Below are 24707 nucleotides of genomic sequence, written 5' to 3'. Positions count from 1 at the left end.
GTTTCTCGTATTTTTTCAAAATCATCATTTTTGCGCAATTGCGACCAGCAGATTGGTCGCGCGATAAACCCGCAGATTGAGGCTTTCGGCAATTGTGTCGAGCGCCGCATCGGGGCGATGCGTGTCAAAAACAGCCGTCACGCGAAGATTGCCAGTTTCCCCGCTTAGCAACTGGATGCGGCCATAGCGATAACGCTGCAACTCGGCGATTACCTGATTAAGGGGAGCGTCATTAAACACCAGTTGGTCGTGACGCCACGCCTGAACGGTTTCGAGATTAGCATTTTTGACAGGCGATACGCCCTTCGCATCGTAATGGACAAGATTACCTTCGCTCACTCTCTTTCGGTCGCTAGCCGCACTCACCTCAACTGTGTTGTGCGTAACCGCAACCGTTACGCCATCCTCGATCTTGACGTTGAACGCTGTCCCAAGGACTGCGACCTGTCCATCGCCGGCCTGGACGACGAAAGGTCTTGCGGGATCCTTGGCGACGGTAAAGAAGGCTTCGCCCGTCAAGAGCTTAACGGTACGGCGCTCACCACTGTATTTCACATCGATGGCGCTCGATGTTCCGAGTTCGATCTGTGAGCCGTCTTCCAGACTGACGGTCTGACGTTCACCCACGCCTGATTGGTAGTCAGCCATTATACCAACCGGGACCAACTGCCAGCTGGCGACCAGCGCCAGCGCAAGACAGGCGGCGAGCATGACCTGCCTCCAGGAAGCGCGGCGCGGCGCTCCCGCAGCCATGCCGGGCAGTCGCGAGCAGTGCGACGCAGCGCGGACCGTCGGGCTTTCTGAGGTCAATGCTTGTTTTCCCGGGAGAAGATCGAGACCTTCCCAAACGCGCTCGACCTCCAGCCAGGCACGTTTGTGCTCCGAATCGGCGTCGAGCCACTGTTCGAAGCGTTGGCGATCATCCTCGGTGACATCCTCATCCCTGAGGGTCACGAACCATTGGACGGCCTCGTCCTCGATCAGTTGTCTGTCCGCAGTCCCCATCATCTCTCTTGGACAATTGGCTGCATTTTATGGCGCTTACGCTTCACTCGAATCCTCTGCCTCAAACGTTCACGGCGGCTGCACACCATTCGAAGTGTGGCCGTCCCTATTTACTTAGACGATTGCCGGAAGAAAACTAATTAGTCGCGCCGTGCATTATTTCGCGCAGCCGGGACCTCAGGCATCCGAGCGCTTTTACCATATGAACCATCACCGTATTTTCGGCGACGCCCAATTTGTCGGCGATTTCCGCGTAGTTCAATCCCTCGAACTTATGCAGGATGAGGACCTCCCGGCATCGCGCTGGCAGTTCCAGCAAAGCGGCGTTCAGTGCCAACGCATCCTCGCGGGAGATCATCAATGCGTCCGCAAGCGGCTGCGGATCGGCGCAACTGTCATCAATGAGGGCGTTAGGGTCTATTACCGCCGCTGCGCGCCGTTCAACGCGATGAACGTCGATGGCGACCGTCTCGGCAGTGCGCTGAACATAGCTCTTGAGGTCCCGGATATCATTGCCAGGCGAATGAATGCTTCCTGGACGGCATCGGCCGCGCTTTGGGCGGACATTCCCTTGCCAACCAGCTGCTAATTGGCAATGGTATTTTGTGTGATGAGCAACTGCAGAAACAGAACCACAGCCTTCGTAAGATGGCGGATGCGACCTGTTAATCGCATCCGCTATGGCTTTTGATCAGGGACGGGAGGCCTCGCCCGAAATGCCGTTACCGCTGGCGGCGACCGCAACCTTGTCATTATTCAGGCTGAAGCTCTCGCGGGTGACAACCAGAATGATGGCCAGAATGATCGCTTCCATGATCGCGAAGGTCAGGAAAGCGCTGACAAAAGACCCACCAGAAACCTTGATGACCACCCCCATGACCCAGGGCGAAATGAACGTCGCAAGGATGGCGAAAATCTCGGCATAGCCAACCGCTGCCGTCGCCAGCTCTTCAGGATATTTTTCGCTGAGGAATGCAAAGATCGCACCACCGCCGAAAAGTGCCACGCCGCTCAGGAGCGCCATGAGGATGAGCCAGCCGAAGCCAAGCGGTATCGCCATGCCGCCGGTGAACATTACCGCGACGAGGACGGCAAGTACCGTTCCGAACTTGATCATCCCTGTTTTGTTCAGGCGGTCGGCGGCGTAACCGCCGATGACGAGAAACACCACCTGCGACAGCCCCATCAAGGTGCCGATCAGTGCCGCATCTTCCACGGGCATCTGATGCACAGCAATATATCCGGGAATGACCCAGGTGGCGGTTCCGGCAATGGCCATCGTGCAGGCCGAAATGCCCAGGCTGCCGACGATAATCCATTTCGAGCGGAAGATGCTGGCCAGTGACGCCGTGGAGGTCTGCTGCTTTTCCGGTTCCCAGCTGAAACCCTTATAGCCGATATGAGCCGGATTGTTGCGGGTGAAGAGCAGCACGGCAGCCGCCGTCACCAGCGTTCCGATGGCGAGAATGGCGAAGAAGGTGCGCCAGCCATAGGTGATGGAAAGCGGAATGCCAATCGCGAAGTCCAGCGTGATTGCAAGACTATAGGCCGCGAGGATCAAGCCGATCATGCTGCCGCGTCGCTTCTGCGGGAACCAGCCGATGATGAGTTTCATATTACCGAGGAAGATTGCTGCATCGAAGAAGCCGATGAACAGGCGGAGCGCAATCAGCTGGGTGTAGGTTTGCACATAGACTTGCGCCACCATGCCGATAGCGGTGCAGAACAGGCCGATCAGCAGCAGCGATCGGGCATTCATGCGGCGGCTCAATTGCGACCAGACAATCATACCGAGACCATAGGTCAGCGCGAATATCCCCTGTGCCAGGCCGGCCTGCGCGGAATCGAGCTGAAGTGTTTCCGAGATGAACGGTATCACCGCCGCAAAGGCGTACCAGTCGGCGGCGAGAAACATCTCGCATAACAGCGCCAGCGCCAGCATGCCCCATTGCCAGCGCTTTATTCTGGATTGATCGAAGTCCGATAGGCTTTCCCATTGCATGGTTTGGTTCCCCTTATTTTTACCTGCAACTTCATAATGCTCCCAGACGGGAGCGTGCGGTGCCCAATGCTTGAAAACGGACCTCAGACCGTCAACAGGAAATCGCGCACAAGTGTCGCCGCCGCTGGCGTCTCTTCAAACAGCAGATGGCCGGTCGCGCCGAGCGTCTCCAGACGTGCGCCACTGATCCCGCGCTTCCATTCTTCGGCATATTGCGCGGGGATAACCCGGTCTTCCTCGCCCCAGAGGATCAGGGTCGGCATATTCAGCCGGTGCAGCCACTGGCCAAGCTTTTTATTGCCGCGCCCATCGGTCGCGTGGACCCGCGCCAGCGCGCCCATTTCGCGGCCGAGCGCTGCATCGAACCGGCTATCGGGCGCAGATGGAAAATAGCGGAGTGCGACTGCCGGATCATGCGTGAGATGGGCAGGGATATCGGCTGGCGCGACTTGAAACAGATCAGGAAGAGGGATTGCCGGAAGATCGAGTCCGGCAGGTGCCGCGAGAAACAGCGCGGTGAGCCTGTCCGGCTGCCTGATCGCGTATTCGGCTGCGATCCAGCCCCCCAGCGAAAAGCCGCCAAGGCCGAACTGATCCAGCCCCAGCGCATCGAAGAAATCCATGTAATGGAGCACATAATCGCCGATCTGCACGATATCGGCATCATCATCGCTTTCACCGAAATTCGAATGAAACGGAATGATGAGCCGGTTTCGCGAAGCAATGTCGGTTAGGCTGTCAAAGCCGGGAAATGTCCCGGTTCCGTGCAGAAAAACGATGTCCTTGCCTTCACCCTTCACAAGATAGGTGATGGTTTTACCTCGGATTTTGACCGTGCGTTTTTCAAAACTGCTCGAGTAATTCAACATCTTTCCACCTTATGCCGCTGGCTTGGTGTGACTGGACCAATTGCTTTCTCATCTGGTCGACGGCGCTGTCGATCCGCGCTGCGAGGGTCGGAGGCAAAAGCCCGTCCGGTTCCAGTTCCGCCGAACAGGCATAGATGCCGGTTGCGACGGTTCCGGCTTCGAAAAAGCCGAATAGCGGACGCAGATGATGCTCGACGACCAATGCGTGACGATGCCCGCCGCCCACAGCGCACAGCACGGTCGGGCGACCGCGCAGCGCCAATGGATGCACGAGATCGAACACATGTTTGAAAAGGCCGGGATAGCCTCCCTGATAGACCGGGCAGCCCACGATCAGAGCATCGCAATGCTCGATCTCCGAAATGAGGCTTTCAGACTGCTGGTCCAGTGCCTTGCGATTGACGGTAAACAGGTTCGGCCCGGCATGGGACAGGTCCAGATGCGTGACCGACACATCGTCTTCCGCTTCCAGCCTCGCGGCAATCGCCTGGGTTACCCGGTGAACTTTCGTCGGGCGATCACACCCGACGAAGCTGACAATATTTCGCGTCATGGCTGGTCTCAGTTTTCGCTGATGCCGAAAACGGTCCATCGCGCATCGGGGCCGGGCAGGCCGAGCAGACCCTTGCCGCATTCCTCCACGATCTGGTCAGCGAGCAGAATATGCTGGGTGCCGGAATGGATATCGCGGTAAAAGCGCTGCATGGCCGTGTTGTGCAGCGATGCACCGCGCGCTGCACGATGCGCGAACGTCGCCACATCGGAAACGATATCATGCATATAGCGCAGCGAGAGCTTCACCATCGTCATCTGGTCGAGCGACGGAATACCGCCGGATGTGGTGGTCTGTGAGACATCTTCCCATGTTTCCATCGCAAGTGCTCGCGCCGCCCGATAGCGGGCTTCCGCATTGGCAAACTGGAACCGCAGGCTGGCACTATCCGCACTCTTGCCGAACGGGTCATGCCGCTGGCGGATAACCCTGGCGAGTTCGTCGAGTATCCGGCGACCAACGCCAATAGCCCAGCTCGTATGGGTGAGGGCGCTGTAGCCCGCCAGCCCGAGATGGCCCTGCGTCTGACCGCGTTTCGGCGCGGATTGCGTGAAACTATAGACCATGGAATCCGGCACGAAGAGGTCTTCGTCGGTTGCCAGCGTGTAGTCGAAGCTGCCGGTCGCGCGCAGGCCCAGCACATCCCAGTTGCCGAGGAGCTGGATCGTCGAGCGCGGGTGATGCGCAACGATGATCTGCGGTGCGCCGGTTTCGTCTTTCAGCAGCGCTTTGCCGCTCGGGTCTTTGGGATCGAGCAGGAAACAGCCGGAATGAATCCATTCCGCGTGAAAGATGGAGCTTCCATAGGCCCAGTTGCCGCGGATCATGTAGCCGCCATCGACCTTGCGGGCGAAGCCGCGCGGCACGCCGTTGCCTGCAATGGTGACATCGACGCCATCCTTGAAGACATTGGCAATCCCCTCGTCGTCGAGGTAGATCGCCATGGTCGTGCCTTCCATATTGTTGACCATGGTGCACCAGCCAGACGATGCATGGGCATTGGAAAGCGCGGACATGATCTTCATGGCATCGATGGGTCGCAGTTCCGCGCCGCCAACCTCCTTCGGAAACAGCATCGTGTAGAAGCCGCCCCTGCGCATTGCGTCCACGACGTCATCATGCATCCGCCCGAGTTGTTCCGCTTCTTCCGCCTTTTCTTCAATCAAAGGTAGAATGGCTTGCAGGCGATCGTTGAAGCCCTGAATGACTGCGGAATAGTTGTCGGCGGTGTGAGCCCGGTGCACGCTGGTATCCAAAACGGTTCCCCTTGATTTAGTCGTTGTAAGCGGGAATGATACGAACAAGAGCGGGAACAAACATTCCCCCCGAATGGGGGGCTTGGGAATTCGGGAGATAGAATGCCCAGGGAAATACTAACGATAGACGAACGGGTCTCTGCAGCGCTTTCTGTTGCGGAGAGCCGTAATTATGACGATTTCACAATAGCTTGCGATTATTTTGCCGCGCATGTGCTGCGCGTGCGTTCGCTTGGAATTTATTTGCTGGAGAATAATCGGCCGCGCCTTTTTCACAGCATCAACACGCCCACAGGCTTTCTTCTCGAATATCAGAACGGGCTGGCAGATTCAGATCCGATGATTGCAGCTGTGGTGCAGAATGCCAGCGCGGTGGCGGGCTCGCGATTGCCCCAGAATGCAGCAGGCAATGTGCCGCTGATGCGCACGCTGCTCTATCGATGGAATTACAATGATAACTTGTGCTGCCCGATTTATGTCGGCGGCAATATTCAGGCACTGATTTATGCCGCTGGTTTCGAGATGCATGCAACGCAGCTTGAAGAGCAGGTTTCATTGTTGTGCCGCTCGTCGGCGCTTGCCTTGCGCAACATTCAGGAAGGGCATCCGGCGAATACGCCCGGCGCCAATCTGACCAGCCTTTCTCCGCGTCTTTCGACAGTCGCCCGGTTGCTGGCGGCTGGCAATACCAACAAGCAGATTGCACGGCATCTGGAACTTTCGCCCCATACGATAAAGGATTATGTCGATGATCTGATCAAGCGTTTCGGTGTCCATAACAGAACCGAAGTGGCCGTGATGATCAACCGCATGAACGGCGGGACGAAAGCCGAGCAGGCCAGCTTTGCTTTGTCAGGACATGAACAGCGTGGCCTTCCGATAGAGCATTTCTGAGAACGCTTTTGGCGCTGTCACGGACAGAGAAATTGGAGGACGCGCTTCAACCCTCCTCAACGAACACCTCGTCGCGTTTCTTGCGTATTGATGGAAGCAGCACGACCACGAGAACCGTTGCGGCTATGGCGAGCAGAATTGCGCTGATTGGCCGGGTGAAGAAGGTTGCCGGGTCGCCGCGTGACAGGATCATGGCGCGACGCAGATGTTCTTCCAGCAACGGTCCGAGCACGAAGCCAAGCAACAGGGGAGCCGGTTCGCAGCGCAGTTTAGCCAGCAGATAGCCGATGAAGCCGAAGAAGGCGACCGCATAGAGGTCGTAGACATTAGAATTGACGCTATAAACTCCGATGGCACAGAAGGTCATGATAATGGGGAACAGCACATAATAGGGCACTGTCAAAAGCTTCACCCACAGCCCGATCAGCGGCAGATTGAGGATGATAAGCATGAGATTGCCGATCCACATCGACGCGATCACGCCCCAGAACAGGGCGGGCTGCTCTGTTGCAACATTCGGGCCCGGAACGATACCCTGAATGATCATGGCGCCGATCATCAATGCCATCACCGGATTGGCCGGAATGCCGAGCGTGAGCATGGGAATGAAGGATGTCTGTGCACCGGCATTGTTGGCGGATTCCGGTCCTGCAACGCCTGCAATCGCGCCTTTGCCGAATTCCTCTGGCGTCTTGGAGATGCGCTTTTCCACGGTGTAGGAAGCAAAGGAGGCGAGAATGGCGCCGCCGCCTGGCAAGATTCCAAGCGCTGAGCCGATGACCGTTCCGCGCAGGATCGGGGCTGCCATGCGTTTGAAATCGTCTCGTGTCGGCATCAGCCCCGTGACCTTCGCCATCAGCACTTCGCGCGAATGTTCGCTTTCAAGATTCCGCAGAATTTCGGCAATGCCGAACACGCCGACCGCAACGGCTACGAAATTAAGGCCGTCGGCATATTCCGTAATACCCAGCGTGAAACGCGGCGCGCCGGTGTAGATATCTGTACCGACAAGGCCAAGCAGAAGTCCCAGAACGACCATGGCCAAAGCTTTGATGATCGAACCATGCGCCAGCGCTACGGACGAAACCAGCCCCACGACCATCAGCGAGAAATATTCCGCTGAGCCGAATTTCAGTGCGATTTCAGTCAGCGGCGGAGCGAAGACCGCCACCAGAAAGGTAGAGACTGTACCGGCGAAGAATGACCCGATTGCCGCGATTGCAAGCGCTGCACCCGCGCGCCCACGGCGCGCCATCTGGTAGCCGTCGATAGCGGTCACGGCGGATGAGGATTCTCCCGGCATGTTGATGAGAATAGCGGTCGTTGAACCGCCATATTGGGCACCGTAATAGATGCCAGCAAGCATGATCAGTGCGGAAACCGGGTCGCCGATCTGAAACGTGACTGGAAGCAGCATGGCGATGGTGGCCGTGGCGCCGATGCCGGGCAGGACGCCGATCAACGTGCCGAGGAGTACGCCTATGAGGCAAAAGCCGAGATTAGCCAGCGTCGATGCGGTTGAAAAGCCGAGCGCGAGATTGCTGAAAAGTTCCATGCTCATGCCCCCCTAGAATGGCCACCAGGGCCCGAAACGCTGATAAGGCAGCGCGAGCGCATAGCTGAACACAATGACGGAAAAGACCGTGATCGCAGCAGCGAGAATGATGGCTGCGAGCGGCTTCATGCGCATTGAGGCGAAAGAGGCGATAAGGCAGGTCAGGAATAGCGAAGGGACAAAACCGAGACCACGAACGGTCAGGCCGAAGAATATCGGCGCGGGCAGAATGAAGAAAAGGCCGCGCCATGCGATTGGGCCCATGGGCTCGCCGGAGACCCGTGTAGCCTGGATGAGAATAACCAGTCCAAGCAGGATCAGAACACCGGACAGGACAAGCGGGAAATATCCCGGTCCCATGCGAAGCGATGTCCCTAAGTCAAGACCCAGCGATTGATAGGCAAAAAAAGCGCCGGTCAGTGTGAGAAGGGCACCGCACAATCCGTTGGTCGGATCGATCGATAGTTTCCGCGAAGACTCGTTCATGGGCCAATCATCTTTCGGATTTGCCGTTGAAAGGGCTATGCCGGTGGTTCGGCATGTGAAGTCTGTCCTTTATCCCGGTGGCTGCGGTTTTAACGCGCAGATGCGGGAAACGATACTAGTGGTCTGATTCCAACATTTGCATCCCTCGGTTCACGCGCTGAGCAAATGTTGGAATCAAAAAGACCACTAGCAAGTATATGTATCTAGTTGATTTTTCGAATTTGACGTTTGAAACAGCATCTATGTCAGCCGGGATTCAAACGTCAAATTCAATCCACTAGAGGCGCGTTAAAAGGCGCGCCTCTAGTATTTGCCCTATGGTCAGTCTGCGTATTGTCCGGCAGCTTCGATGACCGGCTTCCACCGCGCGACTTCGGACTCGAGCTTGGCCTTCAATGCGGCTGGGGTTGCGTCGGAGTCCGATGACGGCTTCGTGCCCAGTTCCGCGAAACGGGCAACCACATTCTGATCCTTCAGGGCCAGTTGAAGCGATTTCGACAGTCGCTCGGTAATGTCAGTCGGAGTTCCCTTGGGTGCATAAATGCCGTGCCAGATACCAACTTCCATACCGTCCAGACCAGCTTCCTTGGTTGTCGGAAGGTCTTTCAACACGTCCAGACGTTCAGGGGATGTCACAGCATAAGCCTTGATCGTGCCTGCCTGAATCTGCTTCGTGGTGTTGGTCGTCTGATCGCACATGATGTCCACCTGACCGCCGAGCAGATCAGTCATGGCCGGGCCTGTTCCCTTGTAAGGAACTGTGACGAGCGGAGTTTCAATCGCGCTCATGAAAAGCATGCCGCAAAGATGCGATGCTGCGCCGATACCGGCATTGGCCACTGTCACGGTGTCCTTGTTGGCCTTGGCGTAATCGATCAGTCCCTTGAGATCGGTGGGTTCAAGATCCTTGCGCGCAACAATGGTCATCGGAACTTCCGTGACAAGGCCGACATATTCGAAGGCATTCAGCGTGTCATAGGCGAGCTTGCGATAGAGCGTGGCGCTTGTGGCCATGCCAATATGGTGCAGCAGCAGCGTATAACCATCCGGATCGGCGGTTGCGACACGGCCTGCGCCAAGTGTTCCACCTGCGCCGCCGACATTTTCGACAATGACCTGTTGTCCAAGATCCTTGGACATCGATTCCGCGACAAGTCGCGTCACCGTGTCTGTCGGTCCACCGGCAGCGAATGGCACGACCATAGTGATCGTTCGTTCCGGATAATTTTGTGCGTGCGCGGTGAAAGCCGCAGTGGAAATAGCAAGTGTTGTCGCCAGAGTGGCGATAAGCTTTATCATAGTGTCCTCCCAGACTATGTTGCGACGGGCGAGCCCGCATTATGAATTTAGTCCCCACGCCTCTTCGGGCGCTTCGGGTAATCTGATGCGATATTATTCAGTCACTGCAATGAAATGCTTATGCACTGAATTTTCTCTTGAATCGGCGCAACTATCCGTTGCTGTTTAAATTGAATGTAGATGCATCCCGGCGGATTGCCAATGCCCGGACTTCAATGAAAGCACTTATACTACCAAAGTCTGGGTAGCCTGTTCCTCGCGCTTGGACATCGCGTCCATACATTGTCTTGCAGACGTGCAGGAGAACGACACTGCCTTCTATTCGTCCGCACCGTTGCGAAGCAGTTATGAAAGAAGAGATGGCACCGAGCGGGTTTTCAATGTTAATGACATTGGCGGGTCTGGTATTTGTGAATCTTACGCAAATTTATTGCGCGTCGCGCGGAATACCAGAATAATGCATTATATAATATGTGAGCGAGTTCGCGTTAGAAATCGGCGGTTGTAGAGATTCTCGAGCGTTTACGCCGAAAATCGCTTTAAAATGGCGCTTCTAGCGTCATTAAATACCCGAGATCGCTCCCAATATTTGGAATTTTTATCCCGATTGCCAACAGATGTTTTGCAAACCGTCTCCAATGCATAATGCATTATCGGTTGACATCGGGTGCGAACCGTATTTAGATTTCGGCAAGTCATCCATTTAAACGATTTGGGAGGATCGAGGTATGGCTGGTATCAAGTCAGTGCTTGGCGCTGCTTCAGCATTCTTTTTAACGATGGTGTTGCCGGGCGCGGCCCAGAATATTGGCATCGATGAGGCAAACAAGATCGTAACAGTGGGTGCATTCACCCCTGTAACGGGGCCAGTTCCATTTTATTCAATTCTGACGCACGCGGCAGATGCACATTTTCAGCATGTCAACGAAACGGGTGGCGTCGAGGGCTGGAAGATAAAATACGTCACACAGGATGACGGTTATGAACCTGCGCGGTCCGCCGCAGTAACCCGTCAGATGGTGGAAGGTGAGGGTATTTTCGCTCTGGCCGCGTCTGTAGGAACTGCGACCAATGCCGCTGTTTTGCCATACGCCGCCGAAGTTGGCCTGTCGCTGATAGGTCCCATTGGCGGTGCTTCGGCTTTTTATGTGAATGACAAAGTGTTCCCGCTCTTGCCAGACTATGGTTGGTCGGCGGCGATGAATGTCGATTATGCAGTCAATGATCTCGGTAAAAAGAAGATTGCTCTTCTTTGGGAAAATGACGAGCTTGGTAAATCCGGCAAACGCGGATTCGACCTTTATATGAAAGAACATGGTCTGGAAGCCGTAGAGTCTGTACCGTTCGATGTGAAGACGACCAGCTTTGCCGCACATATCCGTCGCGTTGAACAGGCGGGTGCCGATGCCGTGGTGCTTTTCGGTTCAAATGCGAACCTTGCCGCAGCATTGAAAGCAGCCGATCAGGTAGGGTTCGAAACGGCCTGGTTTGCACCGTTCTTTACAGCCGACCCGTCCACCTACAAGCTGGCCGGCAAGCTGCTCGATGGTGTTTATTTCTCGTCATGGCTGTTGCCAGTGACCAGCGATGAGCCGACGGTTGCTGCATATCGCGAAGCCGTGGGCAAATACTATCCAAAAGATCCGCAAGGTGTGTTCGGCCTCAATGGCTGGAGCAATGCGTCGCTGTTCACCGAAGGGTTTCGCGCGCTGGTCAAAAGTGGCAAGCCTTTGACCCGTGAAAACCTGACGCTGGCGATGGAGAGCCTCAATAATGTGACGGTGGGTGGCGCCAAGGGCGTGAGCTTTATCAAGGGCGATCATCGTGGCACCCGCGCGGAGGGTATCATTCAGGCGCAGGACGGTAAATTTGTTCTGGTGCGTGATTTCAAGCCCTATCCAAAGGCCGTCTTTGAGGCCAAAACTAACTGACACGCGTGCCGTCTCTGGAGGATGGGGAGACATGCGTAAGAGATAGAGCGGTTCCAACGACGACGCGTTAATCGGAACCGCTCTAGAAAATGAAAATGGGAAGGGTAGGAGCATGCAGAAAATTCCGCTGAGCGGTCCGGCGCAGTTGCAAGGTCAGGTGGCCATTGTAACGGGCGGTGCCGGGGCGATAGGCCGAGCCACAGTTATGGCGCTGGCTGAAAGTGGCGCCACAGTGGTGGCGACCGATCTCGCTGAGAGCGCCGATTATGGGCATCCATCGATTGATTATCGCAAGTTGGATGTGACCTCGCGGGAGGCTTCGTCTGCGCTCGTTCGCGGCGTTAAAGCTCAGTATGGTCGGGTCGATATTCTGATCCTATGTGCCGGAACCATTTCGAACCGCTCGCTTGCCGATGCAAGCGACGATGAATGGCATTCTATCCTCAACGTCAATCTTTTGGGCGTCGCCAACCCGCTGCGGGAAGTCCTTCCGCTGATGGAGGAACAAGCCTACGGCAAGGTTGTGGCGCTGGGGTCTATTGCCGCCAAGATCGGTGGCGTCGCCTCCGGTCCGGCCTATATCGCCGCAAAATCCGGTGTCCACGGCGTTATCAAATGGGTCGCCAAGAGTTTCGCCTCAAAGGGTATCTACGCCAATGTCGTAGCGCCCGGTCCCGTCGAGACACCGATGTGGGAAAGCGTAACGCAAAAGGCGGCGCCATCCGCCAATGGAAATGTCCCGCTCGGTCGTTTTGGTCATCCCGACGATATCGCCCAATCTATTGTCTTTCTTGCGTCGCCACAGTCGAACTGGATCACCGGTACGGTCCTCGACGTGAATGGCGGCATGTTGATGGATTAAGATCATGAGCACGGAAACGATCGGTTTCATCGGACTTGGCGTTATGGGCGGGCCAATGTGCCGCAACGTGGCCACAAAGCATAAGGGTCGTGTACTGGCGCAGGATTTGTCTGCGGAAGCCCTGGCAGCGCTCTCGGACACCAAGGCCGAGGCGACAAGTTTCGAAGATTTGGCCAAAACGGCCAGTCTCGTCTGCCTTTCCCTGCCTGGCGGGCCGCAGGTGGAGGCGGTGACGGCTCGTCTCGTCGAAGTCGGGTTGCGTGCAGGTGCGATTGTCGTCGATCTTTCCACGACGCCGGTTGCTGTCGCACGTAAAGTCGGTGCGGAGTTAGCCACGCACGGAATTCACTTCGCTGATGCACCGGTGGCGCGCACGCGCGAGGCTGCGCAACGGGGCGAATTGTCGATCATGGTCGGCGCTTCACCAGAGAATTTCGCCCGGATCGAGCCGGTCCTGCGCTATATGGCGACCGATATCACCCATGGTGGCGACATCGGTGCAGGGCAGGTACTCAAACTCGTCAACAACATGCTGGTCTTTGAGAATGTGGTGACGATTGCCGAAATGCTGGTATTGGGCGAAAAGGCCGGTGTGTCGCCAAAAATCCTGATCGAGGCCGTCTCCAAGGGTTCGGGCGACAGTTTTGCGCTGCGCAACCACGCAACAAAATCCATGCTGCCGCGCGATTTTCCGGACAAGGCTTTTTCACCGGAATATGTGCTGAAAGATATCGGCTATGTCTTCGAACTGGCAGAGCAGACCGGCGTGCCGCTGCGCGCCGCGGATGTCGTGCGTCGCTATTATCAGGACGCGATAGAGCAAGGTCACGGCGGTCAGTATTATCCCGGGGTCATTCGCGTGGTCGAAGCCGGGTGGACGACGGAGCATGACGATGCAGCTTCTTAGCGATCTGTTTCCACTGGTCTGGTCGGGCCTCATCATGGGCTGTCTCTATGCACTGGGTGCAATGGGGCTCGTGATGATTTTCAAATGCTCCAAGGTCGTCAATTTTTCGCATGGCAATGTTGCCGGTCTTGCCGCCTTTCTGGTTTATGGCCTGTCGAGCGGCGCATTGCTGAGCCTGTCATGGGGCACATCGGTTCTGGTGACGCTTGTTGCGCTCGTGGCGATTGCCTGTCTGGTCTATGCGCTCATCTCGCCACTGGTTTTCAGCTCGGATCTGACGGCGACAATCTCGACGCTCGGTATCGGCCTGATCGCGCAGGGCGTGACTCTGATTGTGTTCGGTGCGGATATTGTCTCGCTTGATTTGCCAATTCCGGATTTTCGCTTTGCGATTCTGGGACTGCGCATCACCGGTTATGATCTGACCGTGCTGGGCGTCGTGGCCGTTACAATCGTGGCGCTGTTCCTGATCATCGATCATACCAAGCTTGGCATTGCCTTCCGTGCGATCTCGGCCAATCCTTTTGCGGCAGAGGTTTGCGGCCTGAGCCTGCGCAATGTGCATCTTTTCGCCTGGGCCGTCGCGGCGGTGCTCGGTGTTATCGGTGCACTGCTGATCGTGCCGACCACTTTCCTCAGCGTAACCACTGTTTCGGCCTTCATGTTGCAAGCCTTTGCTGCGGCAGTGCTTGGCGGGTTCAGTTCTTTGCCGGGGGCTTTGATCGGTGGCGTACTCATCGGCGTTTTGATGAACCTCTTCAACTATTATGTCTCGCCGCAGTTCAGCTCAACCTTTCTGCTGGGATTGATCCTTGTGGCGCTAAACCTGTTTCCTAACGGCGTTCTTGCCGCAGCCGGTGGAGGTTCACGTGTCTGACATTCCACTGCGTGCGCAGAACAATAGCACGTCCGATGTGATGTTGCTTTTCCGGGGGCGGTCGGCAGCTGTGATCCTTGCGCTGATCCTCATCGTGTTACCCTTGATCGTCGCGCCGTCCTGGCTATTCATTCTCGGCATTTGCTATGCCAATAGCCTCGGCGTTCTCTCGGTCAGCTTTCTTGTCCGCTATGGCGGCGAAGTCTCCATCGGCCATTCCGTGTTCATGGCGGCAGGTGCCTACGCGGTGGCCATTCTGGAAAAGCATTTTGGCATTTCGATCTGGATTTCGTTGCCGCTGGCCGTGATCATCGGTGCCGGACTGGGGGTTGCCTTTGCCTGGCCGTCGCGCAAGCTCTCAGGGATCTATCTTGCAGTCACGACCATGGCGCTCGCGCTGGCACTGCCTGAGATCATTGATGCCGGTGATCGCTGGACCGGCGGCTATGAAGGGCTTTACGTGTCACAATGGCTGCTGCCGTTCGGCACGCTGAACATGCAGCGTTATTATTTTGCTCTAGCGCTGCTGTTGGCCGGTGCTTATGTTTTGGTGCGGCTTCGCCAGTCACGCCAGGGCATGGCAATGCTTCTGGCTCGCACCCATCCTGCCGCCGCCGATGCCTTCGGGACGAGAAAAGGCTGGGCGCGCATCAGTGCCATGGCAATCAGTGCCGCTCTGGCTTCGACGGCGGGCGCAGCCCTTGCCTATGCCAGCGCAACGGTTTCACCCAGTGGCTTTACACTCTGGTCATCGATCTTCCTGTTGGTCGGTTCGGTGGTCAGTCTCTATGGACTGACGCTTGGTCGGGCCCTGATTGGCGGCGCATTTTTGACGCTCATTCCGCAAATCCTTGCCAGTCAGGGAGCATGGATTCCGGTCTTCTACGGTACCGCTCTGCTGGCCGTGATTTTGATCGGCTATCACGCACCGCGCTTGAAGGCAGCTTTTGATCGTCGTCGTGCAGAAAGGCATGGGCAATGACCGCTACATCCCTGATTGCCAAAGACATTCAACTTGCGTTCGGCGGGATCAAGGTTCTGCAGGGGCCGAGCCTCGAGCTTCATGCCGGTGAAATAACCGGTCTCATCGGGCCGAACGGTGCGGGCAAGACCAGCCTTTTCAATTGTCTGGCCGGCGCCTATCGCCCGCAAAGCGGCTCCATCTCATTTGCAGGGGAAGAACTCTGCAACATGCCGTCAGCGGCTCGCGCCGAACGCGGTATCGTGCGCAGCTTTCAGACCGTGGCGCTTTGCCCCGATCTGACTGTCGTTGAGAATGTGATGATGGGCCTTGCGCGCAATTACAAATCCGGCTGGCTCAACGCGTTCCTGCCGTTGTCGCGCGGTCATCGCGAACGCGAGGAAATGCGTGGGCAGGCCATCGCGGCACTGGAAGGCTTCGGCCTTGCGCATGTTGCCGATGAATTCCCGGCGCAATTGCCCCCCGGCAACCAGCGTTTGGTGGAGATCGCCCGCGCGATTGTCGGCAAGCCGAAGGTGCTTCTGCTGGATGAACCGGCTGCCGGGCTCAATAATTCCGAAACGCGCGATCTGGCGCTCGCCCTGGAACGTCTTGTTTCTCCTGAACTGGTCATGGTTGTCGTTGAGCACGATATGGATCTGGTCATGTCGCTTTGCGACCGCATCCATGTTCTGAATTTCGGCCAACTCGTCGCCAGCGGTACGCCCGACGAAGTGCGTAACGATCCCGAAGTAATCCGCATCTATCTGGGAGGCGACGATGACTGACCTGCTTTCGGTACAGGACATTTCGGTTTTCTATGGTGCGCGCGCGCAGGCGGTGGAAAAAGTTTCCTTTACGGTCGGACCGCGTGAGGTCGTGGCTTTGCTGGGGGCAAACGGTGCCGGTAAAACCTCGGTCATGCGGGCACTGGTCGGTCTTGTGAAAGCAAGCGGGGATGTCATCTTCGACGGCGCGTCGATAGCCAGCCTTTCCACGCGGGAACGCGTTGCGCGTGGTATCGTCTATGTGCCGGAAGGGCGCGAGATTGTCGGCTCGCTGACGGTGCGCGAAAATCTGGTCCTCGGCGGGTATCAACTGTCTTCGGGTCTACGCAAAAGCCGTATGTCCACCGTCCTCGACCTTTTCCCGGAAATCGCCAACAAGGTGGAGCGGCCCGCATGGCAGCTTTCCGGTGGCGAACAGCAAATGCTGGCTATCGGACGCGGCCTGATGGCCGGACCGAAGCTGTTGCTGCTGGATGAGCCTTCGCTCGGTCTCGCACCGCTGCTGGTCAGGCGCGTATTCGATCGTTTAACGGCCGTTCGCGCCGAAAGCAATCTCTCCATCGTGCTGGTCGAGCAGAATCTGCAAATGACCATGCGCCTTGCCGATCGCATCTATTTTCTGCGTTCGGGCCGCATTGTCGGTCATAACCATAAGCAAGAACTGGAAAGCGAAGCCGCCAGACAGCAAGTCATCGACGCTTATCTCGGCGCAGGCCAGCATCTTGTGGCATGAGGCAAATAATGATCCCTGAATACGAAATCTTCGGCATTCGTTATGGCACCAATCCGGGGCGCAAGCGCGGGCAGAATTTCATACTGGAAACCGATCCGACCACGCCGTTGACGATGGACTTTTATTGCTGGTTTTTGCGAAGTGGCGACCGCGTGATCGCGGTCGATACAGGCATGAACCCGAAAAAGGCGGAAAAACACGGGCATACCATGCTGGTCAATCCGCCAGACGTGCTGCGCGCCTGCGGTGTGGACCCGGAAACGGTCGATACCGTGATATTGACCCATCTCCATTACGATCACACAGGCCATCTGGCCGCCTTTCCGAATGCAAAATTCCATCTTCAGACGGAAGAAATGCATTATGTCACTGGACCGTGGATGCAACGCTACTGGTTTCGCCGCGCCTATGAGGTGGATGAGATCTGCCAGACGGTCGGACTGTTGCATGCCGACCGCCTGAATCTGCATGGTCGTGATCAAGAAATTGCACCCGGTGTCAGCGTCCATTGGGTTGGCGGACATTGCGCGGGCCAGGAGATCGTACGGGTCAATACTGCACGCGGCTGGGTCGTTCTCGCGTCCGATGCGCTGCATTACTACGAGGAATATGAGCGTGGCGTGCCATATTCGGTCGCGTTCAACCTTTCCGACATGATTGCAGGGCACGAAAAGATACGCGCACTGGCAGAGAGTGACGACCACGTTCTGCCCGCGCATGATCCGCGTGTTGCGCATATCTATCCTGAGGCCGGCATCGGTCCGCAAGGTTCGGTGTTCAGGCTCGACCTCGCCCCAAAAGTCTCCGCTGTCTGAATTGTTTGCATAATGCATGGTTTTTGGGGTATCTCGATCACAAAGGGCCTTTTGAAGGGGAAATCGCGTGCAATATCAGACCAAGGAAGAACTTGTTGCCGATTTCCTGCGCGAAGGAATCATTTCGGGTCGTTTCCCGCGTGGCTCCAAGCTCAAGCAGGTCGAGCTGGCCGAGATGCTAGGCACGTCGATTACGCCGGTGCGGGAGGCGATGAAACTTCTCGAAGCGGAAGGTTTTGTCGATGGCAATTCGCATCGCGGTGCGATTGTGGCACCGCTCGATATCCATGCGACCGAGGAAATCGTCGATTTGCGCGTGACGCTGGAGTGCAAGCTGGCGCTGAAAGCACTGCCGCTTTTGAACACAGAGGCAATCGACGAGTTGCGCAAGCTGCAAAGCCAGATCGAGGAAGCGTCGGCCAAGGGCGACCGCGAAGCCGTGCGCGTGATCAATTATCGCTTTCACGAGCGCATCTATATTGCCGCCGAATTGCCGCTGACGCTGAAATTCGTGCGCACTTTATGGGCGCGATACCCGTTCGACCTGATCAACCGGTTGGACAACCGCATCGGACGGGCGAGGGACGAGCATCAGGACATGATGCAAGCCATTCTAGCGCGCGACGAGGCCGCGTTGATTACGTCGTTACGGGTTCATATCCGCTCAGGCTGGGACGAGTTCAAGGCAAGTTACAAGTCCAGTTAACAGGACCAGTATTGCTACGCTCCCAGCCTCATGATTTTCACAGAGGAAAGGGAGTAGCGCAATGACGCTCAAGAGCATGTTGCTGGTTATGGATATGATGAACGATCTCGTTCATCCGGATGGGGCGGGTGCGAAAACCTATGTGCCCCTTATGCGGGAGCGGGACGTCTATGGCGCAACAAAGCGCGCTATTGCGCGCGCTCGTGCGACGAACACGCCGGTCGGCTATGTCCGCGTCGGTTTTTCACCCGATTATCGTGAAGTCTCCGAACGCTCCCCCGTATTCACGGGCGCACGCAAGGCAGGCATTTTCAAGCTGGGCAGCTGGGGTACCGAAGTCTATGCCGATTTTGCGCCCGAAGCGGGCGATGCGGATATTGTGAAACATCGCGTCAGCCCATTTTACGGCACCGCGCTTTTCCCTTTGTTGAGCGCCAGGGAAATCGGGCGTCTGGTGCTGGCCGGGGTTTCAACGAATGGCGTTGTGTCGGCTGCGGTGCGCGAGGGCCATGACCGGGACTATGAATGTGTCGTGCTTGAAGACTGTTGCGCCGGTTCCACAAGCGAAGAGCACGAATTTGCGCTGGCCGGTCTGCGCCGATTCTCAAAAATTATGACCTCCGCAGACTTCTGATACGCGATGCGTATCTCGGCGTAGCTGGCGAATTAAAATAATGCATTATATTTTGATTGCTGTGCTGCAAATTTTGAAAAATTCCCGGTAATACGCCGAAAATCGTTCGGTCCGTTCATTTTGGCGATTGACGACCCAAAATATAATGCACAATATACAAACTGAGGAGAGATCTTGGAAAGATCGATAGAAGCGGCAGGCCTGGCTCGCGTGCTTCGTGTCAGTCAGGCCAGGCTTTAGGAGGATAAAGTGACGACGATTGAGCTTGAAAAGAAGAATGTGGTCGAGGTTGGTGGTGCACCGGCGGAGGGTCGTATTACGGACGAATCCGTTGCGGCTGCACGCAGCATGATCGGATTGCAGCTGCGCCCGGAAGGTCCGTATCTTCAGGATGCTTCCACCGACACGTTGCGCAACTGGTGCAACGGTATCGGCGATCTCAATCCGCTTTACCGTGAGCAGGAATATGGCCGCAACAGCCGTTTCGGCGGTCAGGTTGCGCATCCGATGTTCCCGATGGCTTTTGGCTGGGTCGGTCGTACCCGTTGGGGTCTGCCCGGTGTACACGGTTTCTATGCCGGTAACGACTGGGAACTGTTCCGTCATATTCGTCCGGGCGACCGCATCTCCGCCATCGAACGTGTTGTCGGCGTCGAGGAAAAGGAATCAAAATTTTCCGGCCGTCTCGTGCTGCAATATGTCGAGGCAAGCTATTTCAACCAGCATGGCCAACTCGTGGCACGCGCCCTTGGCACCTGCACGCGCCACGAACGCAAGGCGGCGCGTGATACCGGCAAGTACAAGGACATTCAGACCCACGAATATACGCCGGATGAATTCGCCGAGTTGGACGAAGCGATCATGCGCGAGCCGCAGAATATTCGCGGCGCGAATGTGCGTTATTGGGAAGACGTGAAGGAGGGAGAGTCTCTCGATCCGATCGTTCGCGGCCCGCTTTCACTGATGGATACGATGGGCTTCCTCGTTGGTTGCGGTCGCGGCCACACGCATGGCGTCGTGTTCATGGCGGCCATGAAACATCCGGGCCATTTCTTCCGCAATCCGGAAGCGGGTGGCGGTATCGAATATACCGGTATCGGCCATCACCGTGAATCGACCGCCAAGGAAGTCGGTGTGCCGGGCGTTTACGACTACGGTCCGCAGCGTTCGAGCTGGATGGCAACGCTTGTCACCAACTGGATGGGCGATGCTGCCTTCCTGAAGCGCTGCCGTACCGAAATGCGCCGGTTCAACACCATGGGCGACAGCACCTGGTGCCGCGGCAAGGTTACCCGCAAATATGTCAAGGATGGCCATGCACTGGTCGATATCGAAATCAGCGGTGAGAACCAGCGCGGCGAACTGACGACGCCGGGTCTGGCCACAGTGATCCTGCCGTCGCGTGATCCGAATATTCGCGTTCATCTCGACGGTTCGAATCTCGATCTCGGATTGCCTGTCGTTCGCTAATCTTTGGAGAATACCCCATGGTACAAGCACTTCCGCTCCATGGTATCCGGGTCGTGGAGGTTTCCTCCACGGTTGCGGGAGCCTATGCCGGACGCCTCCTTGAGGCCATGGGGGCAGAGGTTATTTTGATCGAGCCGCCCACGGGCAGCCCATTGCGCACAGTGCCGCCGATCATTGGCGACAGTGCTGTGGGCGCTCTCTTTGCCAGCCTTTCCGTTGGCAAGCGGTCCGTGGTGCTTGATCTGTCTGATACGCAGGATCAGATGGATTTCGATGCTCTTGTGGCATCGGCAAGTATTCTGATTGATGACACGCCACTGGATCGACGCCAGCAATGGGGGCTCGATCAGGGTTCCATTGCGGCCCGTCATCCGCATCTGGTGCATCTTTCCGTGCTGCCCTTCGGGGCCGCCGGTCCCAAGTCGGGCTGGAAGGGTGAGGAAGTCAATCTCTTCCATGCCGGCGGCGAGGGCTATCTAATGCCCAATGGCCTGTCGGCCAATATGTTTCCCGACCGTGCGCCGATCAAGGTGCATGGCTATTTCGCTGAACGTCAGGGTGGCGTTGCGGGCGCGTTGGCTGCGCTGTCAGCGCTTTGGTCGGGGCAGGGGCAATTTGTCGATGTGGCGGTTCAGGATGCCAATATTGCGGTCGGCGCCTTTGCGATCCAGCGCTATGGCGACGGTTCTCTGGAACACCGGTCGACACGGTCCTTTCGTTATGGCGGGGTGATCGAATGCGCCGACGGTTATGTCGAGCTTTTGACCCTTGAAGAGCGGCAATGGGAAGGTCTGGTCGAATTGATGGGGCGGCCCGAATGGGCACTGAACCCCACATTGTCGGATTCGGTCGCCCGCAGTGTGCATGGGCCGGAAATCAACGGGCATATCCGGCAATGGGCCAAGGAACAGTTCGTGGAAGAACTGGTTGCGCAGGCGCAACGCCTGGGCGTTCCAATGGCGCGTTACAATACACCGGCTCAGGTTGTTTCGGGAAGGCACGAGCAGGCGCGTGGCATTTTCGCCGGGCTGAATGTGGGCGGATTGAAGGATCTGCCATTGCAAACTGCACCATTTCGCTTTGGTAAAGATCCGCTGCCGCTTTCGGGAGTGGTCCCGGAACTTGGCGCCGATCAAATTTTGGCCGAACCGGCACAATTCAGCTCAGATAAGAGGGCCAGTCCAGGCAGGAGGGCGAGCGTATGAAACCCTTGCAAGGCATCCGAATTGCGGATTTCACCGTCCACGCCGCCGGTCCGTTCTGTACGCATATGCTGTCGCAGCTCGGTGCGGAATGCATCAAGATCGAAAGCGTCGCGCGCCCGGATATTTTCCGCAAGCCACATGCCGTCTATGGCCGCTTTGGCCCGGCGACCTTTGATCAGGTGGCATCGAACAAACTGTCCGTTCGGCTCAATCTCAAACATGCCGAAGGTGTGGCGCTGGCCAAGCGGCTCGTTTCCATCTCGGATATTGCAGCTGAAAGTTTTCGAGCCGGCGTGATGCAGCGCCTCGGTCTCGGTTACGATGCGCTCCGCGAGATCAAGCGCGATATCGTTATGGTTTCCATTTCATCGTCCGGCCAGACCGGACCGGATTCGCATTTTGCGGGTTACGCGCCCCTGTTTGGCGCGTGGGGCGGGCTTGGTTATCTGACCGGATATCGCGATGGTCCGCCGGTCGAAATGCGGCATGTCATGGACCATTCTGTCGGGCTCAATGCAGCCTTGGCTACAGTTTCCGCGTTGCAAAAACGGCGTCTTACCGGTGCTGGCAGTCATATCGACGTGGCGGCGCGAGAAGTTGCGACCTCCATGATTGCAGAGAGTTTTCTGGCGGCGGCAGCAGGGCACGAACCGGGACGTCTAGGCAATGAAGATGCAATCTGCGCGCCATATGGTGTTTATGCCAGTGCTGAACATGATCGTTGGATCACGCTTGCAGTGCGTACCGACATAGAATGGCAGGCGCTGGCGCGCGTCATGGACAAGCCTGAACTGGCCAATACCGCTCGCTTCGCGACGCCTGAACAGCGTCATGCAGCCCGCGCGGAACTTGACGGTATCGTCGGCCAATGGCTAGCCGGTTGCGAGCCTGAATCCATTGTCGAAACGCTACAGAAAAACGGTGTTGCGGCACATATTTCATGGACCGCGCGCGATCTGGTCGAAGATCAACATCTGCGTTTTCGCAGGGCCATTGTCGATGTGCCGGAAGGCGATACGGGAACCGTCCGCGCTGCCATTGGAGCACCCGCACGGTTCAGCCGTTCGGACAACCCTTCGATCGATCGCGGGACACCGAAGCTCGGCGAAGACGAGACATATGTATTTGGCGAACTTCTGGGCATTTCAAGTCGCGAATATCGAAGACTTGTGGATGACAAGATCATTCACTGAAACGACAGGGCGGACAGATGGATACGCGTGTAAGTGATTTTTCTAACGTAATCGGGCGCAGTGAAAGCCGAACGGCAAGGATCGGACGAGAGCGGGCGGAACAGCTGGCGGCAACGATTGATCTCGCCGAGATTCCCGGCGATGGAACAGCTTTGCCGCCCGGCTGGCACTGGCTGTGGTTCAATCCTTTTGTGAAGCGCTCCGAAATCGGTCCCGACGGCCACCCGAGAAAAGGCGGTTTCCTGCCCGATGTTGGTCTTCCGCGCCGCATGTGGGCTGGCGGGCGCATGACCTATCATGCGCCGCTCCCTTTCGAGGTAATGGCTGAGAAGACAAGCACGATCTCCAACGTTGTAGAGAAAAACGGCAAGGCTGGCCGGTTGGTCTTCGTAACGGTTCGTCACCAGATCAACGCCGATGGGGTTCTTTGCATCGAAGAAGAACAGGATATTGTTTACCGCGAAGCGGCAAGCCCAGACGCGAAGGCTCCAACGCCCGCGCCTGCACCGGAAGGTGCGCGATGGGACCATGAGATCGTGCCTGATCCTGTTCTCTTGTTCCGCTATTCGGCCCTCACGTCCAACGGTCACCGTATTCACTACGATGTTCCTTATGCCCGCAATGAAGAACACTACCCCGACCTTGTCGTACATGGACCACTGACGGCGACATTCTTGCAGAATTTCGCTGGCGAAATTCGCAAAGGCGCAAGGCTGAAGCGCTTTGCGTTTCGCGGTATGTCGCCCTTGTTCGTTTCCGCACCGTTCCGGCTGCAGGCAAAAACGGGCAGCCAATCTGACGTATTGGAGCTTTGGGCTGTCGGGCCGAACAATGCCCTGGCCATGCAGGCGGAGGTAGAGTTCGATGTCTGAGCGGCGACCGTTCGAGATAGCGCGCAGCTTTCTGTTCGTGCCAGGTCATCGGCCCGAACGTTTTGCGAAAGCAGCGGCTACCAATGCCCATCAGATCATCATTGATCTGGAAGATGCTGTGGGACCCGCTGAAAAAGATGCAGCACGCGGCCATGTGGTCGAATGGCTCGCACAGCGCGGAACGGGATTGGTTCGCATCAATGCAGCCGATACGCAGTGGTTCGAGGATGATATCCGTGCACTGGCCGATATACCGAACCTTGTGCTTGTACTGCCGAAGGCAGAACCGGAAACGGTGCAATCGCTCGCCGCGCTTGCACCGAAGACGCCAATCATTGCTCTAGTTGAAACCGTGGCAGGCCTGTTGAATCTGGGCGCGTTGGCTCGGATGCGATCCGTTCGTCGCATCGCCTTCGGTCATCTCGATTTTGGGGCCGATGCGCGCATTCCCGGTACAGGCGGTGTTCTCGACATGGTGCGCTTTCAAATTGCACTGCATGCGCGCGGTGCCAATCTTCCCATGCCGATCGACGGTGTCACTGTGGAACTGACCGATGAGGCGGTGATCGCTGCCGACGTCGCACGCTGTCGCGAACTGGGCTTCGGCGCTAAGCTTTGCATTCATCCAAAGCAGGTCGATGCGGTCAACCTTGGCTTTGCACCGTCCAATAGCGAGCGCGACTGGGCGACGCGGGTGATTGCCGCACTTGAGGCTGCTGGAGGGGCGGCGGTGCAGGTTGACGGCAAGATGATCGACAAACCGATGATGACGCGCGCGGCTGCCATATTGGCGGAAGCGGCATGAAGAATTTGATAAGGGTCGAAGGGGAGGTT

The 24707-nt window shown here is 56.9% G+C and carries 25 protein-coding genes; 16 read left to right on the top strand and 9 right to left on the bottom strand.

What is annotated here, in order from left to right; all coding sequences use genetic code 11:
- Window positions 1-24: 24 nt before the first annotated feature.
- From FIC94_RS17600 to FIC94_RS17575, 6 genes are all read right to left on the bottom strand, one after another.
- A complete protein-coding gene (locus FIC94_RS17600; RefSeq protein WP_140025793.1) occupies window positions 25-1008 on the bottom strand; it encodes a FecR family protein in 984 nt (327 codons plus the stop codon).
- Between the two features lie 133 nt (window positions 1009-1141).
- Window positions 1142-1465 carry an RNA polymerase sigma factor gene (locus tag FIC94_RS22905; protein ID WP_371830933.1) on the bottom strand — a complete coding sequence of 108 codons (324 nt, stop codon included), beginning with the start codon at window positions 1463-1465 and terminating at the stop codon, window positions 1142-1144.
- 231 nt (window positions 1466-1696) lie between these two features.
- Complete coding sequence (locus FIC94_RS17590; RefSeq protein ID WP_140025791.1) at window positions 1697-3007, bottom strand: MFS transporter; 1311 nt, start codon at window positions 3005-3007, stop codon at window positions 1697-1699.
- A gap of 83 nt (window positions 3008-3090) precedes the next feature.
- Entirely contained in the window at window positions 3091-3876 is a 786-nt protein-coding gene (locus FIC94_RS17585) for an alpha/beta fold hydrolase (RefSeq protein ID WP_140025789.1), read from the bottom strand.
- The gene (locus FIC94_RS17580) at window positions 3851-4429 is read right to left on the bottom strand and encodes an NAD(P)H-dependent oxidoreductase (protein ID WP_140025788.1); all 579 of its coding nucleotides are present in this window, start codon (window positions 4427-4429) and stop codon (window positions 3851-3853) included. Before FIC94_RS17580 ends, FIC94_RS17585 begins: the two co-directional genes overlap by 26 nt.
- A gap of 8 nt (window positions 4430-4437) precedes the next feature.
- Window positions 4438-5673, bottom strand: coding sequence for an acyl-CoA dehydrogenase family protein (locus FIC94_RS17575; RefSeq protein WP_235892051.1), 1236 nt, complete (start codon window positions 5671-5673; stop codon window positions 4438-4440).
- 114 nt (window positions 5674-5787) lie between these two features.
- Here FIC94_RS17575 and FIC94_RS17570 point away from each other — a divergent pair, with 114 nt between their 5' ends.
- On the top strand, window positions 5788-6579 hold the full coding sequence (locus tag FIC94_RS17570; RefSeq protein ID WP_235892050.1) for a LuxR family transcriptional regulator: 792 nt from the start codon (window positions 5788-5790) through the stop codon (window positions 6577-6579).
- Window positions 6580-6625: 46 nt separating this feature from the next.
- On the opposite strand, the gene FIC94_RS17565 is transcribed toward FIC94_RS17570, so the two are convergent.
- From FIC94_RS17565 to FIC94_RS17550, 3 genes are all read right to left on the bottom strand, one after another.
- Window positions 6626-8134 (bottom strand): tripartite tricarboxylate transporter permease, encoded by a 1509-nt coding sequence (locus FIC94_RS17565; protein ID WP_140025867.1) that lies wholly within the window; start codon window positions 8132-8134, stop codon window positions 6626-6628.
- Between the two features lie 12 nt (window positions 8135-8146).
- Window positions 8147-8620 (bottom strand): tripartite tricarboxylate transporter TctB family protein, encoded by a 474-nt coding sequence (locus tag FIC94_RS17560; protein ID WP_109365834.1) that lies wholly within the window; start codon window positions 8618-8620, stop codon window positions 8147-8149.
- A 321-nt stretch (window positions 8621-8941) separates the two neighbouring features.
- Window positions 8942-9919: a tripartite tricarboxylate transporter substrate-binding protein gene (locus FIC94_RS17550; RefSeq protein ID WP_109365835.1), complete on the bottom strand. Its 978-nt coding sequence runs from the start codon at window positions 9917-9919 to the stop codon at window positions 8942-8944.
- A 728-nt stretch (window positions 9920-10647) separates the two neighbouring features.
- On the opposite strand from FIC94_RS17550, the gene FIC94_RS17545 reads away from it, so the two are divergent.
- The 15 genes from FIC94_RS17545 (at window position 10648) to FIC94_RS17475 (ending at window position 24678) form a co-directional block, all read left to right on the top strand.
- Window positions 10648-11850, top strand: a complete 1203-nt coding sequence (locus FIC94_RS17545) for an ABC transporter substrate-binding protein (protein WP_140025784.1) — start codon at window positions 10648-10650, stop codon at window positions 11848-11850.
- A 112-nt stretch (window positions 11851-11962) separates the two neighbouring features.
- Window positions 11963-12712, top strand: a complete 750-nt coding sequence (locus tag FIC94_RS17540; protein ID WP_140025782.1) for an SDR family NAD(P)-dependent oxidoreductase — start codon at window positions 11963-11965, stop codon at window positions 12710-12712.
- A 4-nt stretch (window positions 12713-12716) separates the two neighbouring features.
- On the top strand, window positions 12717-13619 hold the full coding sequence (locus tag FIC94_RS17535; protein WP_235892049.1) for an NAD(P)-dependent oxidoreductase: 903 nt from the start codon (window positions 12717-12719) through the stop codon (window positions 13617-13619).
- On the top strand, window positions 13606-14496 hold the full coding sequence (locus tag FIC94_RS17530) for a branched-chain amino acid ABC transporter permease (protein WP_140025778.1): 891 nt from the start codon (window positions 13606-13608) through the stop codon (window positions 14494-14496). The genes FIC94_RS17535 and FIC94_RS17530 overlap by 14 nt, the downstream gene beginning before the upstream one ends.
- A complete protein-coding gene (locus FIC94_RS17525) occupies window positions 14489-15478 on the top strand; it encodes a branched-chain amino acid ABC transporter permease (RefSeq protein ID WP_235892048.1) in 990 nt (329 codons plus the stop codon). The genes FIC94_RS17530 and FIC94_RS17525 overlap by 8 nt, the downstream gene beginning before the upstream one ends.
- Window positions 15475-16245 (top strand): ABC transporter ATP-binding protein, encoded by a 771-nt coding sequence (locus FIC94_RS17520; protein ID WP_140025777.1) that lies wholly within the window; start codon window positions 15475-15477, stop codon window positions 16243-16245. The genes FIC94_RS17525 and FIC94_RS17520 overlap by 4 nt, the downstream gene beginning before the upstream one ends.
- Window positions 16238-16978: an ABC transporter ATP-binding protein gene (locus FIC94_RS17515; RefSeq protein ID WP_140025775.1), complete on the top strand. Its 741-nt coding sequence runs from the start codon at window positions 16238-16240 to the stop codon at window positions 16976-16978. The genes FIC94_RS17520 and FIC94_RS17515 overlap by 8 nt, the downstream gene beginning before the upstream one ends.
- Before the next feature lie 8 nt (window positions 16979-16986).
- On the top strand, window positions 16987-17793 hold the full coding sequence (locus tag FIC94_RS17510) for an N-acyl homoserine lactonase family protein (protein ID WP_140025773.1): 807 nt from the start codon (window positions 16987-16989) through the stop codon (window positions 17791-17793).
- A 67-nt stretch (window positions 17794-17860) separates the two neighbouring features.
- A complete protein-coding gene (locus tag FIC94_RS17505; protein WP_140025771.1) occupies window positions 17861-18499 on the top strand; it encodes a GntR family transcriptional regulator in 639 nt (212 codons plus the stop codon).
- A gap of 61 nt (window positions 18500-18560) precedes the next feature.
- Complete coding sequence (locus FIC94_RS17500) at window positions 18561-19133, top strand: cysteine hydrolase family protein (RefSeq protein WP_140025769.1); 573 nt, start codon at window positions 18561-18563, stop codon at window positions 19131-19133.
- A 249-nt stretch (window positions 19134-19382) separates the two neighbouring features.
- Entirely contained in the window at window positions 19383-20603 is a 1221-nt protein-coding gene (locus tag FIC94_RS17495; RefSeq protein ID WP_235892047.1) for an FAS1-like dehydratase domain-containing protein, read from the top strand.
- 17 nt (window positions 20604-20620) lie between these two features.
- Entirely contained in the window at window positions 20621-21808 is a 1188-nt protein-coding gene (locus FIC94_RS17490; protein WP_140025767.1) for a CaiB/BaiF CoA transferase family protein, read from the top strand.
- Entirely contained in the window at window positions 21805-23001 is a 1197-nt protein-coding gene (locus FIC94_RS17485) for a CaiB/BaiF CoA transferase family protein (RefSeq protein WP_140025766.1), read from the top strand. The genes FIC94_RS17490 and FIC94_RS17485 overlap by 4 nt, the downstream gene beginning before the upstream one ends.
- 17 nt (window positions 23002-23018) lie before the next feature.
- The gene (locus FIC94_RS17480; RefSeq protein WP_140025764.1) at window positions 23019-23873 is read left to right on the top strand and encodes an HTD2 family dehydratase; all 855 of its coding nucleotides are present in this window, start codon (window positions 23019-23021) and stop codon (window positions 23871-23873) included.
- Window positions 23866-24678 (top strand): HpcH/HpaI aldolase/citrate lyase family protein, encoded by an 813-nt coding sequence (locus FIC94_RS17475; RefSeq protein ID WP_140025762.1) that lies wholly within the window; start codon window positions 23866-23868, stop codon window positions 24676-24678. The genes FIC94_RS17480 and FIC94_RS17475 overlap by 8 nt, the downstream gene beginning before the upstream one ends.
- The last annotated feature ends 29 nt before the right edge of the window (window positions 24679-24707 follow it).

Origin of the sequence: Ochrobactrum teleogrylli, from assembly GCF_006376685.1 — a bacterium.
Classification (GTDB): Bacteria; Pseudomonadota; Alphaproteobacteria; order Rhizobiales; family Rhizobiaceae; genus Brucella; species Brucella teleogrylli.
This window is presented reverse-complemented; position numbering and strand designations above follow the sequence as displayed.